General features: G+C 58.6%; 14 protein-coding genes. 8 read left to right on the top strand and 6 right to left on the bottom strand.

What is annotated here, in order from left to right; translation table 11 throughout:
- Positions 1–93 precede the first annotated feature (93 nt).
- The 3 genes from FIU93_RS10780 to FIU93_RS10770 are packed head-to-tail and all read left to right on the top strand — an operon-like array spanning position 94 to position 5,445.
- On the top strand, positions 94–1,857 hold the full coding sequence (locus FIU93_RS10780; protein WP_152505560.1) for an ATP-binding cassette domain-containing protein: 1,764 nt from the start codon (positions 94–96) through the stop codon (positions 1,855–1,857).
- Between the two features lie 9 nt (positions 1,858–1,866).
- Entirely contained in the window at positions 1,867–4,053 is a 2,187-nt protein-coding gene (locus FIU93_RS10775) for an ATP-binding cassette domain-containing protein (protein ID WP_152505559.1), read from the top strand.
- A 51-nt stretch (positions 4,054–4,104) separates the two neighbouring features.
- Positions 4,105–5,445 (top strand): HlyD family type I secretion periplasmic adaptor subunit, encoded by a 1,341-nt coding sequence (locus FIU93_RS10770; RefSeq protein ID WP_055661245.1) that lies wholly within the window; start codon positions 4,105–4,107, stop codon positions 5,443–5,445.
- Between the two features lie 163 nt (positions 5,446–5,608).
- On the opposite strand, the gene FIU93_RS10765 is transcribed toward FIU93_RS10770, so the two are convergent.
- The 4 genes from FIU93_RS10765 to FIU93_RS10750 form a co-directional block, all read right to left on the bottom strand.
- Positions 5,609–6,640: a glycine betaine/L-proline ABC transporter ATP-binding protein gene (locus tag FIU93_RS10765; RefSeq protein ID WP_055661244.1), complete on the bottom strand. Its 1,032-nt coding sequence runs from the start codon at positions 6,638–6,640 to the stop codon at positions 5,609–5,611.
- Positions 6,633–7,517, bottom strand: a complete 885-nt coding sequence (locus FIU93_RS10760) for a proline/glycine betaine ABC transporter permease (protein WP_152505558.1) — start codon at positions 7,515–7,517, stop codon at positions 6,633–6,635. Before FIU93_RS10760 ends, FIU93_RS10765 begins: the two co-directional genes overlap by 8 nt.
- Before the next feature lie 82 nt (positions 7,518–7,599).
- Entirely contained in the window at positions 7,600–8,592 is a 993-nt protein-coding gene (locus FIU93_RS10755) for an ABC transporter substrate-binding protein (RefSeq protein ID WP_055661242.1), read from the bottom strand.
- 478 nt (positions 8,593–9,070) lie between these two features.
- Positions 9,071–9,943, bottom strand: coding sequence for a LysR family transcriptional regulator (locus tag FIU93_RS10750; protein ID WP_152505557.1), 873 nt, complete (start codon positions 9,941–9,943; stop codon positions 9,071–9,073).
- 90 nt (positions 9,944–10,033) lie between these two features.
- Between FIU93_RS10750 and FIU93_RS10745 the strand changes: the two genes are divergently transcribed.
- The 3 genes from FIU93_RS10745 to FIU93_RS10735 all read left to right on the top strand — a co-directional run bounded on the left by FIU93_RS10745 (position 10,034) and on the right by FIU93_RS10735 (position 12,295).
- Positions 10,034–10,447 carry a VOC family protein gene (locus FIU93_RS10745; protein ID WP_152505556.1) on the top strand — a complete coding sequence of 138 codons (414 nt, stop codon included), beginning with the start codon at positions 10,034–10,036 and terminating at the stop codon, positions 10,445–10,447.
- The gene (locus tag FIU93_RS10740) at positions 10,444–11,391 is read left to right on the top strand and encodes a glyoxylate/hydroxypyruvate reductase A (protein WP_152505555.1); all 948 of its coding nucleotides are present in this window, start codon (positions 10,444–10,446) and stop codon (positions 11,389–11,391) included. The genes FIU93_RS10745 and FIU93_RS10740 overlap by 4 nt, the downstream gene beginning before the upstream one ends.
- Positions 11,392–11,476: 85 nt before the next feature.
- Positions 11,477–12,295 (top strand): sugar phosphate isomerase/epimerase family protein, encoded by an 819-nt coding sequence (locus tag FIU93_RS10735; protein WP_152505554.1) that lies wholly within the window; start codon positions 11,477–11,479, stop codon positions 12,293–12,295.
- A 126-nt stretch (positions 12,296–12,421) separates the two neighbouring features.
- Here the strand turns inward: FIU93_RS10735 and gndA are convergent, their stop codons facing one another.
- A complete protein-coding gene (gene gndA, locus FIU93_RS10730) occupies positions 12,422–13,846 on the bottom strand; it encodes an NADP-dependent phosphogluconate dehydrogenase (RefSeq protein ID WP_208997645.1) in 1,425 nt (474 codons plus the stop codon).
- Between the two features lie 102 nt (positions 13,847–13,948).
- Positions 13,949–14,788 carry a LysR family transcriptional regulator gene (locus FIU93_RS10725; protein WP_152505553.1) on the bottom strand — a complete coding sequence of 280 codons (840 nt, stop codon included), beginning with the start codon at positions 14,786–14,788 and terminating at the stop codon, positions 13,949–13,951.
- A 103-nt stretch (positions 14,789–14,891) separates the two neighbouring features.
- On the opposite strand from FIU93_RS10725, the gene FIU93_RS10720 reads away from it, so the two are divergent.
- Both FIU93_RS10720 and FIU93_RS10715 read left to right on the top strand, forming a co-directional pair.
- On the top strand, positions 14,892–15,812 hold the full coding sequence (locus FIU93_RS10720) for an MBL fold metallo-hydrolase (protein WP_152505552.1): 921 nt from the start codon (positions 14,892–14,894) through the stop codon (positions 15,810–15,812).
- A 189-nt stretch (positions 15,813–16,001) separates the two neighbouring features.
- Entirely contained in the window at positions 16,002–16,982 is a 981-nt protein-coding gene (locus FIU93_RS10715) for an ABC transporter substrate-binding protein (RefSeq protein ID WP_077291800.1), read from the top strand.
- Positions 16,983–17,133 lie beyond the last annotated feature (151 nt).

The following is a 17,133-nucleotide window of genomic DNA, read 5'->3' as shown; positions in this document are numbered from 1 at the left end:
GTATAACTTGATGTAAATTTAGAATTTGTGGTATTTTTGGTAAACGATTTTGAAACAATTACGCGCCTTAATGTATTCAAGGAGGCGCTTACTATGGCATCTTTTATCACTGATACTTTTTCCAGTATCAAACTGCCGCAAATGGAGTTTTTTTCCTCCGAAACCGGAGAAAAAGTATCAACACCGAAACTCCCGCGCTCAGTGGTAACCGCTTCCATCCTGATCAATATCCTCGGTCTGGCGATGCCACTGACCATCTTGCAGGTCTATGACCGGATTCTGCCGAACAAGTCGACCGACACGCTCGTCATCCTGATCGCAGGACTGGGTTTCGTTCTGGTGATCGATGCCGTTCTGAAAACGACACGGTCGTATCTGACGGGCTGGCTTGCAGCCTCTTTCACCCACCAGGCCAACGTCGAAGCAGCCAGACGTCTTCTGCACTCCAGAGCGGACATCAACTCTGAGGCGACAGTCACCAAACACCTGGACTCGCTGCGCTCACTGCAGGCAATGGGCGACCATTACGGTGGTCAGGCCCGCCTCCTGGCAATCGACCTTCCCGCCAGCCTCCTCTTTCTTGCCGTCCTGTTTCTTATCGGGGGGCCGATCGGCTTCGTGCCGCTTGTTCTCCTGGCCTTGTTTGCCCTGAGAACCGCGGCCTTGAATACAAGGATCGACAGCCTGATTGAAAAACGCGCAGAGCAGGATCAGCGTAAATACGATTTCATCTTCGAGGTCCTGTCCGGTCTCAACACCATCAAGGCCATGGCCTTCGAGCCCGTCATCCTGCGAAGGTTTGAACGCCTGCAGACGCAAAATTCTCGCCTTGGCTACGACTATATCGATCTCACCAACCGGGCACGGAATTCCTCCGGGTTCTTCACCGTCCTCACAACGGTCTGCGTGGTGTCGGCCGGGGCCCTCATGGTCATGTCCGGGTTCATCAGTGTCGGGGCGGTTGCGGCCTGCACCCTGCTGGCAGGTCAGGTCGTGCAGCCCCTGCTGCGCGGCATCAACCACTGGACGGACATGCAGCGGGTCAAACATGATTTCCGCGAAGCGCGCGCCCTGTTCGATTTGCCAAAGGAAGAGCGATCAGGAAACAGGAACCTGACAATTGTCGGCAACATCAAGCTGCAAAATGCCAGCTTCGCCGCGCGCAGCGATGCGATCGTGCCTGTCCAGAATCTGAGCCTGACGATCAATGCCGGAGAAACCGTTGCCTTTGAGGGCAGCGACGGCAGCGGCCGAACGACGCTTGCTCGCCTGATTTCCGGTGATATCGAACCGACCTCCGGCAAGGTCATGATAGACGGACAGGATCTTTACGGTGTCGACCACCGGTATCTGTGCCGGCACATCGCCTACGTCAGCAACGACGCCCAGATGTTCGCCGGCACAATCCTGCAGAACCTGACTCTCTTCGGATCTCGCGCGAGCCCGCAAAAAGCCCGATTGGCGGCGGACCTGATCGGCCTTGAAAAGGACATTCACCTGCTGCCGTTGGGCTACGACACAATGCTCGGCAACGCGATCGAGGAAAACCTCACTGACAGCATGGTACAGCGCATCGCCATTGCGCGCGCACTCGCGGGCGAACCGAAGATCCTTATCCTCAACGATGCCAACGGCGCTCTCGACCACAAGAGCGAAGCCCAGCTCGTTGAAGCGTTGAAGCGGCTCAAAGGCCAGTTGACGACGTTGATCGTCAGCCACCGCCCTTCTTTCCGCGCCATTGCCGACAAGCAGTTTCTGATGGAGCACGGCCGGATTAGCGCCTTGCCGGACACGCCGAACACCCCTCGATACAAATTGCGGCGGCGCGAGCCTGCCGACACCAAAAAGCAGGCTTAGGAGCTGAACATGTCCCTGGCGGCTTTTGAAAACGCGGATTCGATCTTTCAGAACCTGAACCCGGCAGAGAGCCGGATGAACCTGGAAACCCGTGTCCAGCAGCATTCAGGCAGTACGATCGACCGCGCGTCTCCGGCAGAGGCCTGTTTGCTGCCCCTGCTGGAAGCCCTCGGCTGGGATGGCATGGAACGCCATCTCTTCGAAGCCCTGCCTCACCTTGAAGGCATAAAGGGCATCTTCGACCTTCGCGCCGTGCTGACCCGGCTGAATTTTCGGGTCACTCCGACCGGCCGATCCGCAAAGCAGCTGACCGCGGAACAGTTTCCCTGCCTGGTGAAACACGGAGACAATCTGCTGGTCGGCCTAGGGCGCACAAGCGACGGCCGGTTCCAGGCCTACAGCGGCGAGGCTCATCGCACGGTCGCCATTGCCTTCAGCGAACTCAAGGATGCCGAGATCTTCGTGATCGAGCCGGATGACAGCACCGAAAGCGCCGGTTTTCAGCACTGGTCCTCCCGCCTGTTCCATCAGTTCCGGGGCACGGTGCTGTCGATCATGACCGTCGGCCTGCTGTCGAACATCCTGGCTCTCGGTCTGCCTCTCTTTGTCATGAGCGTTTACGACAAGGCTATCGGCGCCAAATCCGTTTCCGTGCTGGTCACACTGCTGATCGGCATTGCGCTTGTGCTGATCATGGACTGGATGGTCAGAGGCACCAAATCGCATCTCCAGGCCTACCTGGGCGCCAGGCTCGACGCGGTGGTCGCCAACACCACCTTCCGCCATTTCCTGCATCTGCCGCTCCCCCTGATTTCGTCTGCCCCCATCGGAGCACAAATCACCCGTCTGAAGCAGTTCGACGGCGTGCGGGACGTCTTTCACGGCAATCTCGCCAATGCGTTGATCGACCTTCCCTTCTCGGTAATTTTCGTCATGGTTCTCGGCTTCATTGGCGGGCCGCTGGCACTGCTGCCGGCTGGGCTGCTGGTGCTCTATGTCCTGTCGGCCATGCTCATCGTTCCGCGCATGAAACAGGCAATCAATCAGGCCGGCGATGCAAAATCGCGCATGCAGAACATCACTGTGGAGATCCTGTCGAAGCGAAAGGCCATCCGGGAGCTGTCTGCCGACGACATCTGGGTCGAGAAATACCGGGCGATTTCCGCGGACTTTGCGCTGAAGAACCTGAAGACGAGGCAACTGTCGCAGGTCATGCAAGTGGTCTCGCAGATGTTCATGACCCTGTGCGGCATCGGTGTCCTCGGTTTCGGAGCCGTTCTGGTCATGAACCAGGACCTTTCTCAAGGCGCGCTCATTGCCGTCATGGCCCTTTCCTGGCGTGCGCTCAGCCCGATGCATCAGGCCTTTCTCAGCGTATCGCAACTGGGCCAGGCCCAGCAGACGATCGAACGGATCAACAGCCTTCTGAAAATCGAAATGGAACGCCAGCCCGGCAGGCTGCCGAGCCTGCACCGCCAGTTCCAGGGCACGATCCGCTTTTCCAACGTCGTGCTGCGCTATCCTTCCCGCCAGGAACCAGCCTTGCGCAATTTTTCGCTTCAGATGGAGCAGGGATCCGTAACCGCGATCACCGGCCCGAGCGGTTGCGGCAAGACCTCGCTGGTGCGGGCCGTGCTCGGGCTTTATCGACCCCAGATGGGCGCTGTCCTTGTCGACGATCTCGACATCCGCCAGCTCGACCCGGGCGAATGGCGCAACTCCATCGGCTACGCACCGGAACACCACGATTTCTTCTACGGTACGATTGCGCAGAACTTCCGCATGGCCAATCCGCAGGCGGACAACGATCAGGTTCGCAAGGCCTTCGAGGAATTCGGCCTCAACGCCTATGGCGAGCTTCTGCCCCAGGGTGTGGAGACCCGGTTGACCGGCCAGCTGATCGAAGTGCTGCCGGACAACGTCAAACAGCGCCTGCTGCTGGCCAGGGCCTTCATGCGCCCTGCCCCGATCTATCTGCTAGACAACCCTGCCGGCAATCTGGATTTCGAAGGCGACAAGTTCCTGATGAAGAAGATCGACCAGGTTCGCGGCAAGTCGACCGTCGTCATCACGACCTACCGCCCCAGCCACATGCGCATGGCAGACAACCTCGTCTACATGCAGAACGGCATGGTGGCGATGGCCGGAGCCCCGAAGGACATCCTTGAAGACGTGCTCAAGCAGCAATCGAAATAACGTAAGGGGCCATCGCCAGCCCGCCGCAAGACAACCGCCGAGGACTTTCCAATGGCAGCAAAAGACGATCCCGACACACTCCGCAAGGCGGTCTACGGCCGCGTCGGCCTTCCGCTGGAATTGGAAGACGGCGTGCCCCCAGCCTTTTATTCACGCCTCCTCATGGGACTGACCATCGCGACCGGCTTCCTGTTGCTGTGGGCTGCCATCGGCCAGATCCGGGAAGTGGCCAACACGATCGGGGAGATAGCGCCTGCCGGCCAGATTTTGAAAGTGGAGCACCTGGAAGGCGGCATCGTCTCGGAGATCCTTGTTGAGGAAGGCCAGCTGGTACAGGCGGGAGACCCACTCGCCCACCTGGAAAAACAGGATACGACCACGGAACTCGCCCGCATTCAAAGCCGTCTCAGCTATCTGGAACTTGAGGAACGCCGTCTGCTTGCACAGGAATACAGCGATGCCAACACAGTTGGCCTGCGCCTGGACCCGTCGGTGGATGGCCTGAGCACCCAGCAACGGGCTGCCTTGACCGCCAACCGCAAGGCGGTTGCCGACGAACAGGAAGCCTACACCGCGCGTGTCGCCCAGAGGCGTGCCGAAGTGGTCAGCCTGGAGGCACAGGTCGAACTTCAAAAATCACAGGTCGAACTGGAAAAGGAAAAATTCCAGATCCAGGAAGGTTTGCTGAAAGACGGCTACACGTCGCGTCGCCGCTTCCTGGAGGCCAAGGGGGATTTTCAGCGGTCGCAGGTCACACTGGAACAGCTGTTCGGCAATCTCGCACAGGCCCGTGAAATGCTGACCGAAGCCCAGGCCAGCCTCAGTCAGGCCGGCGCCGAAGTGAACCGGGATGTCGCCGACGAGCGCGCTAGGATTGCCCAGGAGCGCGACGAACTGAAACAGGAAATCGCCAAACTGAAAGACCGGCAGGACCGCCTGTTCGTGAAGGCGCCGGTGGCAGGTTACGTCAAGAGCCTTGGCCCGACCGGTCGTGGTGCGGTCGTCAATCCCGGCGATCTGATTGCCGAGATCGTCCCCCTGTCCGAAAACCTCGTTGCCGAGGTGAAGGTCAATCCGAAGGACGTCGGCCATATCAACATCGGCGACAGGGCCGACATCACGATCACCAGCTACGACCCGAACATCTATGGAACCGTGGCCGCGGAAGTGGAGACCATTTCCGCCTCGAGTTTCCAGGACGAATTCGGCGAATACTACTTCAAGGCAACCCTCGCCTTTCCCGGCCAGGTCATCGGCGCCGGTTCACACGAACGGCCGATCCGCCCTGGCATGCAGGTCAACGCCCAAGTGGTCACCGGATCGAAATCGATCCTCCTTTACCTGCTGCACCCTGTAACACGTGCGGCACGAACGATCTTCACAGAGCGCTGAAGTCGAGTTTTCCGGAAATCCTGAAGCCCCGGAAACACTCCGGGGCTTTTTCTTCTTGCAGGTACACCCAGGCTTCTTCCGAGAAAGAGTGGAGGTCGCCGCCCAGGATACAAAAAACCCCGGAGCGAACTCCGGGGTTTTGACGTTTTCACACTTCATTGGCTCAGTGGGTTGCCGGCGTCACCATCGCATAGATCGTGTCATGCACGTTGAGCACGCCGATCGGACGGCCATCGCTGTTGACGATGTTAGCCTCGCCCTCGCCCGTGTCGGCAAAGGTCCGGGCCGCTTCTTCCAGCAGGATGCCGCTGGAAATCGTCGGTCCGTTTTCCAACGTCCGGGACGTATCCATGACCGTATCGACCAGGATCACCCGGCCACGGTTCACTTCCTTGACGAAGTCGGCAATGTAGGCGTCCGCAGGCTTCAGAACGATTTCCTGACCGGTCCCCTGCTGCACCACTGCCCCGTCGCGCAGGATCGCGATCCTGTCGCCAAGGCGCAGCGCCTCGTCCAGATCGTGGGTGATGAAGACGATGGTCTTGTGCAGCTCTTCCTGAAGGTCGAGAAGCACGGTCTGCATGTCCATGCGGATAAGCGGATCGAGCGCCGAGAACGCCTCGTCCATCAGCAGAATGTCAGCATCGTTGGTGAGTGCGCGCGCAAGCCCCACACGCTGCTGCATGCCGCCGGACAGCTGGTTGGGATAGTGGTTCTCGAACCCTTCCAGCCCGACGCGGGCAATCCAGCGGGCCGCACGCTCTTCAGCTTCCTTGACCGGCACACCCTGGATTTCCAGACCATAGATGGCGTTCTTCATCACCGTGCGGTGTGGCAGCAGCGCGAACTTCTGGAACACCATCGCCGTCTTGTGGCGGCGGAATTCCCGAAGCTCTGCCTGAGACATCTTGCAGACATCATCGTTGCCATAAAGCACTTCGCCATCGGTCGGGTCGATCAACCGGTTGATATGGCGGATCAAGGTGGATTTGCCCGAGCCGGAAAGGCCCATCACTACCTGGATCTTGCCACCCGGCATGGAGATGTTGATGTCGTTGAGGCCAAGCACATGGTTGAATTTCTCGTTCAACTCGGACTTGGATATGCCGTCCTTGACCTTCTTGACCATCTCCTTGCCGTTCGATCCGAAGATCTTGTAGAGATTCTTGATCTCGATACCCGTTGCCTCAGCCATGAAGCACCTCCGAATGTTTTTGAAGGCGTTTTCCATATGCCTGTGTTGCCCGGTCGAATATGATAGCGATCGCGACAATCGCTAGACCGTTCTGAACCCCCATGAAGAAATACTGGTTTGCGATAGCGTTCAGGACAGGCTGCCCAAGCCCTTTGACCCCGATCAGGGCCGCGACAACAACCATGGCCAGTGCCATCATGATTGTCTGGTTGATCCCCGCCATGATGGTTGGTAGCGCCAAGGGCAACTGAACATTGACTAGCTTTTGCCATGGGCTGGATCCAAACGCATCGGCAGCCTCAAGGACATCCTGATCGACAAGGCGGATTCCAAGGTTCGTCAATCGGATAGTCGGCGGGATAGCATACACAACGATCGCGATCAGGCCGGCAACTTTACCAATTCCGAAAATCATCACGACCGGAATGAGGTAGACGAAGCTCGGCATCGTCTGCATCAGGTCCAAAATGGGGTTGATCCAGCCTTGAACCCGTTCCGAGCGCGACATCAAAATGCCAAGCGGGATTCCCAAAAGAATAGCCAACATGGTACAGACCGTGACCATGGCGATGGTCCGCATGGTGTCTTCCCACATACCGAATACACCGATCAGGATGAGTGAAAAGAGTGATCCGGCAACGATCTTGTAGTTCCGGCTCATCAGGAAGACGATGCTGAGAAGAACAGCCAGCACAATTGGCCAAGGTGACGAAATCAGTAGGTCTTCCAGCCAGATGAGAAAATCTTTCAGGGGATCGAAAGCGTGTTCGATCGCTTCGCCATAGGCCCCCAGAAAAGTGTCAACGGTGCCGTCGATCGTCACGCGAATGTCTCGCAACGTACCCCTGCTTAACGAGGGAAATTCAATCCAATCCATCTAACCAATCCTGATGGTATTCTTTTTGCCCCATATGGAAAGGGCCGCACCTGCTGGGGCGGCCCTTCTACTTATTGCCGGCTCAGAGTGCCGACTTGACCTTTTCGGCCGTTTCCGGGCTAACCCACTTGGTCCAGACATCCTCGAAGTTTTCGAGGAAGTAGTAGGCACCATCTTCATTGGTCGCCTGGTTGTCGGTCATCCAGGCAAGAACCTTGCCGGCCGTCCGGTTATCCCAGGTGCGGCCTTTGATGTACTCCATGGCCGGGCCTGCCTTGTTGGCAAAGTCGTCGGTGACGACGGTAAAGACTTCAGACTTCACCCAGGAGTTCGGCTTAGGCTCCGGGCAGTCCTCGATCACGGTGCAGGTGTCCCACTCTTCCTTGTCATGCGGGACTTCGAAGTCGAGCAGGGTCATGTCGTACTTGCCGAGGATTGCGGTCGGTGCCCAATAGTAACCGAGCCAGCCTTCCTTGCGCTCGTTGGCTTTTGCGAGTGAGCCATCGAGACCGGCAGCAGAACCCGGATCAACCAGTTCGAAACCGCCCTTGTCGAAGCCGAAGGCACGGAACAGGTTTCCGGTTGTGATGCGGCAGTTCCAGCCGGTCGGACACGTGAAGAAGGCACCCTTGCTTTCGTCTTCCGCGCCAGGGAACAGTTCCGGATGCGCAAGAGCGTCCTTCACTGTGTAAATATTATGCTCTTCGGCGATATAGGTCGGAACCCAGAAGCCTTCGACACCGCCTTCGTTCAGGATTTCACCGCCAATGATCAGGGAGCCTTCGGCAACTTCCTTGTCAAGAGGCTCGCGCACGGCGTTGATCCAGAGTTCCGGCGCCATGTCCGGCTTCCCTTTGGAGCTCATGGAGGTGAAGGTTGGCATCGTGTCGCCTGTGACCAGTTCGACGTCGCAGCCGTAACCATTTTCCAGAATGATCTTGTCGATCTGCGCGATAGCGCCTGCCGACGCCCAGTTCATTTCCGCAACGGTGACCGTGCCGCACTCTTCTGCCATGGCGGACGAGGCCATGCCGATAAGAGCGGTCGCGGCGACCGAGACAAACAACTTCTTCATGAGGATGCTCCTGTGCAGTCTGTTTGCTTGAGATTGAATTGGGCGCGGCGCGCGAAAGCTTCCGTGAAAGCAATCACCTCCCTGCGCGTCCAATGGAAAAGAATAACGAGTTGAGAACAGAATTGAGCCGTGAAGGCCTCTAGATTAAATCTTATTAATTCAGCCTTCATTTGACGCATATACGTTGTTCTTGCTCGAAATAAGCCTGACCGCCGTCTCTACTTGAGAAGAAGGTCATACTCGGTATTTGTACCGAGCTCAGGCCCAACGACCAATACAATTGCATTAAGAGGCTCCTAGCACAACAGTATAGTCGCAATTCTCATACCATTCATACGTCAAATTTCGTGAACATGCCTGCAAACGACATTTTAGTGCCGGTATTCGTCATGACACATAATTTTCTTACTATGACAGTGATTCTTTTCACCCTTAAAAGGTGTTTAAACTCAATAAGATCAACCAGTAAGTGCCGAGTTTAACCATGTGTACTGATGACCTGATCGCGCAACACCTTGTGCACGAGGTCGGCAAGTACCGGTGCGGCACAAGTGTGCTTTCGCAAGAAAACCATTTCGCGTCCGGCGCCGCCCTGAAGATCTTTCAAGGTCATTTCCGGACCATGCATCCGCAACCCTTGCCAGACGGGCAAAATCGCCTGTCCTGCTCCCTGAGACACCATCTGCGCGATCGTTTCCGGAGCATCGAGCTCACACAGGATGTGTTCTTCGCCAACCAACGCGCCAAAATCCGCCCAGAGTTTGCGGCCGCCCCACGATTGCCTGTCATAGACAATCCAGGGCAGTTTTCCGGCCTCGGTTTTGGATAGATCGCGTTCGGGCGGCAAGGCATGAACGATAGCCTGAGCCTCCAGTGTTCTGCAGATGATGTCCTTGGGCAATTCAAATGGGGCGGCAACCGTAATGGCCGCGTCCAACGCCCCGCTGCGCAATCCTTCGTAAAGATCGGCCGACGTGCCGGGCCGAACGGTCAGCACCGCCTGAGGCGCCTTTTGCCGGAACTGCTGGATGACCGCGGGCACGTTGTCCGAAAGGGCCGTCGATACCGCCCCAAGCCGAAATGGACCGCTTAACCCATCAGCATCTATGCGGTTTGTCAGCTGCTCCGCGTCCCGCACAAGGCGACGTGCTGCGGGCAACAGCCGGAAACAGGTTTCGGTCGGCAGGGCTGCGTGTGCCGTTCGGTTGAGAAGCGTTGCCCCCAATTCGGCTTCCAGCACACGAATACGCTGGCTGACGGCAGCGGCCGTGAGCCCCTGCTGCCGCGCAGCCGCAGCAATGGATCCGGTTTCGGCAACGGCCAACAGGCTTTCAAGAAATCGGGTGTCCAAAACATTTCCCTTCGCTCAGAAGCAGAAAAAGATCTTAAATGTTTTGAATCGGATCTGCTACTCAACATCCGTTTTCAAAGGAGCCGAGCGATGCAACCCTGTTTTCACCTTGCCTATCACGTAACCAATCTGGACGAAGCCCGCGCGTTCTACGGCGGCCTGCTTGGCTGCAAGGAGGGCCGCAGCACGCAGACCTGGGTCGACTTCAACTTCTTCGGCCATCAGGTGTCTCTCCATCTCGGCAAGCCTTTCGAGACGACCAACACCGGCAAGGTCGGTGATCACATGGTGCCGATGCCGCACCTGGGCGTGGTGCTGGACATGGAGACCTGGAAGACGCTTGCGCAAAAACTGACAGACGCTAACCTCGCCTTCGTCATCGCCCCGACCGTCCGGTTCGAGGGCCAACCCGGCGAGCAGAGCACCATGTTTTTCAAGGACCCTTCCGGCAACCCAATCGAAATCAAGGGCTTTGCCGATGAAGCCGGGGTTTTCGCCGCATGAGGCCCGTCGTTCCCTTTGTTTCCTCTGCAAGCCCTGATGAGCGCCAGAGCTGGCGCGAGGCACTGCCGAAAGCTCTCGACGGCATCGCCGACGTCAAGCCGTTCGAAGACCTGACGGAGGACCAACGATCCGAAGCGCGCGTTGCCATTGTCGCCAATCCCGACCCCGCCAATGTGGCGGCACTTCCCAATCTGGTCTGGGTACAAAGCCTGTGGGCCGGGGTGGAGCGCCTGATGGGTGAGCTTCCCGCAAACGGTCCGAAGATCGTCCGCCTGACGGATCCGCAAATGGCGGAAACCATGTCGGAAGCGGTTCTTGCCTGGACGCTTTACCTGCACAGGGGCATGCCCCGATACATTGCCCAGCAGCGGCAGAAGGTCTGGCAGGACCATGTACTCGAACGTCCACAGGAACGCACGGTTGGTGTTCTGGGTCTTGGCAAGCTCGGCGCAGCGGCCGCCTTGCGGATGAAAGCCAACGGCTTCAACGTGCTCGGCTGGAGCCGTACCGAAAAATCAATTGAAGGCATAGCCTGCCGGCATGGCCGCGAAGGCCTTCTGGAGGTGCTTGGCCAGTCGGATTTCATCGTCCTGCTGATGCCGCTGACGGATGAAACACGCGGCCTGATCGGCCAGGACGAATTGAGTGCCTGCAAGAAGGGCGCTGCGATCATCAACTTCGCCCGAGGCCCTATTATCGACACTGCCGCTCTCATCAACAAACTCGACAACGGGCCGCTCGGCCATGCCGTTCTCGACGTCTTCGATGAAGAGCCCCTGCCACCGTCAAGTCCGCTGTGGGATCATGACAAGGTCACGGTGCTGCCGCACATATCCGCCCCGACCATCATCAGCACAGCGTCCAGGATCGTGGCAGACAACATCGGCCGGTATTTTGAAGACGATACGATTCCTCCAGCCGTCGACCGGGAACGTGGATACTGAAATTTGATCCGCTTTCCGTCGCAATAGTGTCAAGGATCAGCCTCTAATCAGGCGACAACCGTTTCGTCTCCTTCAAAGGTGTTTCATGACCGACCTCCCAATTCTTGGTGCCGCGCTGACAGTCGACGCGCTGGAAACCCATCGCAATCTGATGCTGGACAAACCGCGGGATCTGGAACTTCAGGACTTTTGGCCAGCCGAAGTGCTGAACGGTGACTGGAAACCGATTGTCGAGAAGGCCCAAAAACTGCTGGACGGCCATCAGGGCCGTGTCGGCATTCACGGCCCCTTCTTCGGCTTCACCGTCGACAGCATGGACGTGGATGTCCGCGAGATCGTACGCAAGCGCCTGTTGCAGGGGCTGGAAGTCTGCGAGGCACTGGGCGGCACCCACATGGTCGTGCACAGCCCCTATACGACCTGGGACTTCAACAACCTCGACAATTATGAAAATGCCCGGCAGCGCAAGATAGAGCTCTGTCACCTGACCATGAGCGACGCAGTCAAGCGGGCAGAAGAGATCGGCTGCGAACTCGTCATCGAGAACATCGAAGACAAGGACCCTTATGCCCGGATAGAGCTTGCCGAGAGCTTCGGTTCACAGGCGGTGAAAGTCTCTATCGATACCGGACACGCTCACTATGCTCATGTCACGACTGGCGCCCCGCCGGTCGATTACTACGTCAGGGCCGCCGGCAATCGTCTGCGCCATATCCACCTGCAGGACGCGGATGGATACGCCGACCGCCACTGGACGCTTGGGCAGGGCACCATCAACTGGCACTCCGTGTTCGGCGCGCTTTCCAAGCTCGAGACTGATCCCCGTCTGATCATCGAACTGCGCGACCATTCCGGCCTGCCGGCGTCAATTGCCAACATGGCGGCACTTGGACTGGCGCAGTAACCACCAGGACGGCACTGCTAGGCGGCGCATATCCGTGCGCCGTCATTGCGGACAAGTGCTTCGCAGGGCGCACGCCAAGCCGCAATGACGCCCAGGCGAAAGCCTGAGCGTCTGATCTTTTTGGCCTCAGCCCATCGCCCAGGGGCCGTGGTAGCCGCCGCCGTCCTTGTCGGTGCGTTCAAAGCCATGCGCGCCGAAGAAATCGCGCTGGCCCTGAAGCATGTTTGCGGTGGAACGCCCTGTGCGCATGATGTCGAAATAGGACAGCGCCGCCGAAAGGGCCGGTACCGGCAAACCATGCAGCGCGGACTGGGCAACGACCTGGCGAAGCATCGCTTCGGTTTCCTTCAGCTTTGCCGAGAAGAACGGCGCCAGCATCAGGTTGCGTTCGGCGTCGTCGGACAGTGCGGACGACATGTCGTTCAGCATGGACGAGCGAATGATGCAGCCGTTACGCCAGATCTTGGCGATTTCCGGCAGGGGCATTGCCCAGCCATATTGTTTGGCCGCTTCCAGGATCAGACCGAAGCCTTGCGCATAACAGATGATCTTGCCGGCAACGAGAGCTGCTTCCAGCGCATCGATCGTCACGGCCTCGCGGTCCATGCCGCTCGGAGCCGCGCCAAATTCGGCTTCCCCTTCCTTGCGCTCCTCATACCGCGCGGACATGTTGCGCACGGCAACGGCCGCCTCGATGGCGCTTGCCGGGGTGCCCAGCATCAGCGCCTCGATGGCCGTCCAGCGACCGGTGCCTTTCTGGCCGGCCTTGTCCAGGATGATGTCGAGCATCGGTTTGCCGGTGTCCGGATCCGCCGTCTTGGCAACCTTGCCGGAAATCTCGATCAGGTAGGACTGCAGGATGCCGCCATTCCACTTCTCGAAGACATCCCCGATCTCTGAAGCCGACATGCCGAAACCGTCGCGCATGACGCCGTAGACCTCGGCAATCATCTGCATGTCGGCATATTCGATGCCGTTGTGGACGGTCTTGACCAGATGACCCGCGCCCGCTTCACCCAGAAAGGCCGCGCAGGGCGTTTCTTCGTGTTTGGCGGAAATCGCTTCCAGAATATGGCCGACCTGATCCCAGGCGTCCTTCGCACCACCGCCCATGATGGACGGACCGAAGCGTGCGCCTTCCTCGCCACCGGAAACACCGATCCCCATGAAGCGAGGGCCTTTTTCGGCAGCTTCCGCCGCGCGGCGGTTCGTGTCGTGGTAATTGGCATTGCCCGCATCGATGATGAGATCGCCTGCATCGAGCAGCGGCCGCAGAGCCTCGATCTGTGCATCGACCGCTTCACCGGCCGGAACCATCAGGATCACCGCGCGCGGGGTCTTGATGGATGCAACGAAGTCTTCCAGCGTCTTGGTCGGAACCAGTTTCGGCGCGAGTTCCCCGGCCTTCGCCATGAATTGGTCGGTCTTCTCCGTGGTCCGGTTGAACACCGCGATCTGAAAGCCATGTTCGGCAATATTGAGCGCAAGGTTGCCACCCATGGTACCGAGACCGATCAGGCCGATTTCCGCGGCCGCGCCGTTTGAGCTCATGAACATGCCTTTCATAAATCGATTAATGTCTGGTGGGGCGGTGATAGCCGACAAGCTGCCCAACGGCAATGTCTGGTTGGGGCAAGACCGTGTAAAATCCGATCAGCCGAAAGCACTTGCCAGATGATCCACCAGCAGGCGAACGCGCTTGGGGATGAACCGTCGTGACGGCAGGACCGCAAAGAGCGGCAGCTCCGGCAGATCGACCGGACACGCAGCCTCGGCCAACCGTCCATCCGCCAGGAATTCGGCACACATCGATTTCGGCAAGATACCCGCCACACCGCCATTCAGCACCAGGGCCAGCGCAAGCTGCAGGTTCCGCGTCCTGTAAACAGGGGCGCCTCCTCCTTGCCCCGCTTCCTCCAGCACTTCGGCGGGATCGATCACCCGTCCTGACGTCAACAGCTCGTCGAACAAGGCCTTTTCCATGAGCTCCGGCCGGGCGACAAGAACAAGGAAACTGGAGGCGATCTTGCGGACGATGACACTTTCCGATGCAACCCGGTTGCCGCGGAGGGCGAAGTCGAACCGCTCGCCGGTCAGATCAACGGGGCGATCGCTGACATGCACTTCGATCCGGACTTCCGGATATCGCAAATTGAAGCTGGCCATCGCCTCTGCCAGAACATCCAGCGGCAGGTCGACCGGGACGGACACACGCACCATCCCCTGCGGTGCCTGCGCCGATTTCAGCTGTTCTCCGGCCTCCTCCAGATCCCGCAAGGCCGGCTGCACCTTTTCCCGGTAGGCCTCGCCTTCCATCGTCAAGCGCACCTGCCTGGTCGTGCGCTGGAACAGGGCGACGCCAAGCTCTTCCTCCAGTGCCTTGATACGAGCCGTCACTGTCGACCTCGGCAAGTCGAGCTGCCGGGCGGCAGCAGCGAAACTGCCAAGACCGGCCACTTCAACAAAGGTTTCCAGATGTGCCAACGTTGTCATTGCGCGATATTTTCAGCCAGACTGTTCATTTTTATACAGCTACACCGAACAATATCTACGGTCTACCTACAACGGACCATCAAAGGTCCCAAGAGGTATTCCCATGAAACGGCGCAGTTTTCTGAAGTCAGCCGGCACCATGTCGCTGGCTGTTCCGGCAATCTTGACCGGTGTTTCGTCCGCTCCCGCAAGAACCGCAACAGGTTCTCCCCGGCTCGACGTCACCTGGCTCGGCGGTGCGACCATGCTGATCGAATGCGGCGACCTCACCCTCCTCACCGATCCGGCCTTCGGCGAAGGTGAGGAAGCTTTCCGCATGGGTGACCCCAACGAGATGTTCGATCTCGCCACGGGACCCGACGTGGTGGCCCACAAACGGCTGACCCCGTTTCGCGGTGTCGATCTTTCCAGGGTGGATCAAGTCCTGCTGTCCCACCTGCATGAAGATCATTTCGACCAGACGGCGGAAAGTGCAATTGCCCCGGACATGCCATTCCTCGTTCCCTCTCATGACCGGGAGCGATTGACCGCAAAGGGGTTCACGCAGGTTCAGGTGGCCGACTGGATGAAACCTCACGTGATCACCAAGGGCGACGTCACGCTCTCGCTGACCACACTACCTGCCGAACACTCGGAAAACCCGGAGATTGCCTCGCTGCTTGGCCCAGGTAACGGCTACTGGCTGGAGATCCGCCAGGGCGATTGGGCAAAGTCTGTCTATTGGACCGGTGATACCTTCCCGACGCCAAATGTCCTCGACGCGCTCAAGGATTTCGGATCGCCGGACGTGTTCATTCCACATCTTGGCGGCGTCGGCACTTCAGGACCTCTCGGGCAGATCAGCATGGGCGCTAATCATGCCGCCGATTTCGTGGATAAGCTCCGGCCTGGCAAGGTGCTGCCGATCCATCACTCCACTTACGCGCTTTATCTTGAACCCGTCACCAGCCTGCCGACTGCGCTTGCCGGCAAGACGCAAGGACTGGATCTTGTTTCGGAAGGCACCTGCGTAAGTTACGTCTGACCACGAAAACAACCGGGCACCGGCGTCTCCAAAGGAGATGCCGGCTGCCGCAAACGCCTCCCATAAAATAAAATTAGCCGGCAAAATTACCCGTAAAAATACCCGCTGCCTGAATAAAACTGTCATGTAGAGCTGATAGGCGATTTTCATCCGCAACCCTTTTGCTGCTCTGTGCAAAGGATCTGTCACATGAAAAAGCTTCTGATCGCAGCCGGCCTCCTGGCCGCGGCATCCGCCTCCGCTTACGCCGAAGATGTTACCGGCAAGCTCGTGCTCTACACCTCCCAGCCGAACGCCGACGCCCAGGCAACCGTCGATGCCTTCACCGCGGCGCATCCGGGCGTTGAGGTCGAGTGGGTCCGTGACGGCACCACCAAGATCATGGCGAAGCTGCTGGCCGAATTCGAAGCCGGTGCGCCGAAGCCGGACGTACTGCTGATCGCCGACATGGTGACCATGGAGAGCCTGAAGCAGGAAGGTCGTCTTATGGCGCATGAGGCGGCCGACGTTTCCGCCTACGATCCGGCGATCATGGACAAGGACAAGAGCTACTTCTCCACCAAGCTGATCACCACCGGCATCATGTACAACACCAACGCGCCGATGAAGCCGACGTCCTACAAGGATCTCCTGAAGCCGGAAGCAAAGGACAAGCTGGCCATGCCGTCGCCGCTGACCTCCGGCGCCGCGACCATCCACATGACTGCGCTGACCTCCAACCCGGAGCTTGGCTGGGCCTATTACGAAGGCCTCGCAGACCAGGGCGCCAACCCGCAGGGCGGTAATGGCGGCGTCTACAAGGCGATTGCCGGTGGCGAGAAACTCTACGGCTTCGTCGTCGACTTCCTGCCGATCCGCGAAAAGGTAAAAGGCGCACCGGTTGAGTTCGTCTTCCCGGAAGAAGGCGTCTCCGCCGTCACCGAGCCGGTTGCGATCCTCTCCACTGCCCAGAACCCGGATGCCGCCAAGGCATTTGTCGACTTCCTGATTTCCGAAGACGGTCAGAAGCTTGCCGCATCCCAGGGCTACCTGCCGGCACACCCGGGCGTCCCGGCTCCGGAAGGCTTTCCCGCGCGCGACCAGATCAAGCTCATGGATTTCGATCCGGCCAAGGCCCTGGAACAGGACCAGGCCGACAAGATGAAGTTCTCCGAGATCTTCGGCGGGTAAGGCCAACGCCTCCTTTCGACAACGGGCAGCGTGGCGGAAGCTTCGCTGCTTTTTTCCGTTCCCCCGTCATTCCGGACAAATGCAGCTTTGCTCATGCTGATCCGGAATCCAGACATCAGCATGAGCAAAGCGAATACTGTTCCATTTGGAA

It is taken from the genome of Labrenzia sp. THAF35 (assembly GCF_009363595.1).
GTDB classification, from domain to species: Bacteria; Pseudomonadota; Alphaproteobacteria; order Rhizobiales; family Stappiaceae; genus Roseibium; species Roseibium algicola.
Note: the sequence above shows the minus strand (reverse complement) of the source record. Positions and strands in the feature narration are given on the sequence as shown.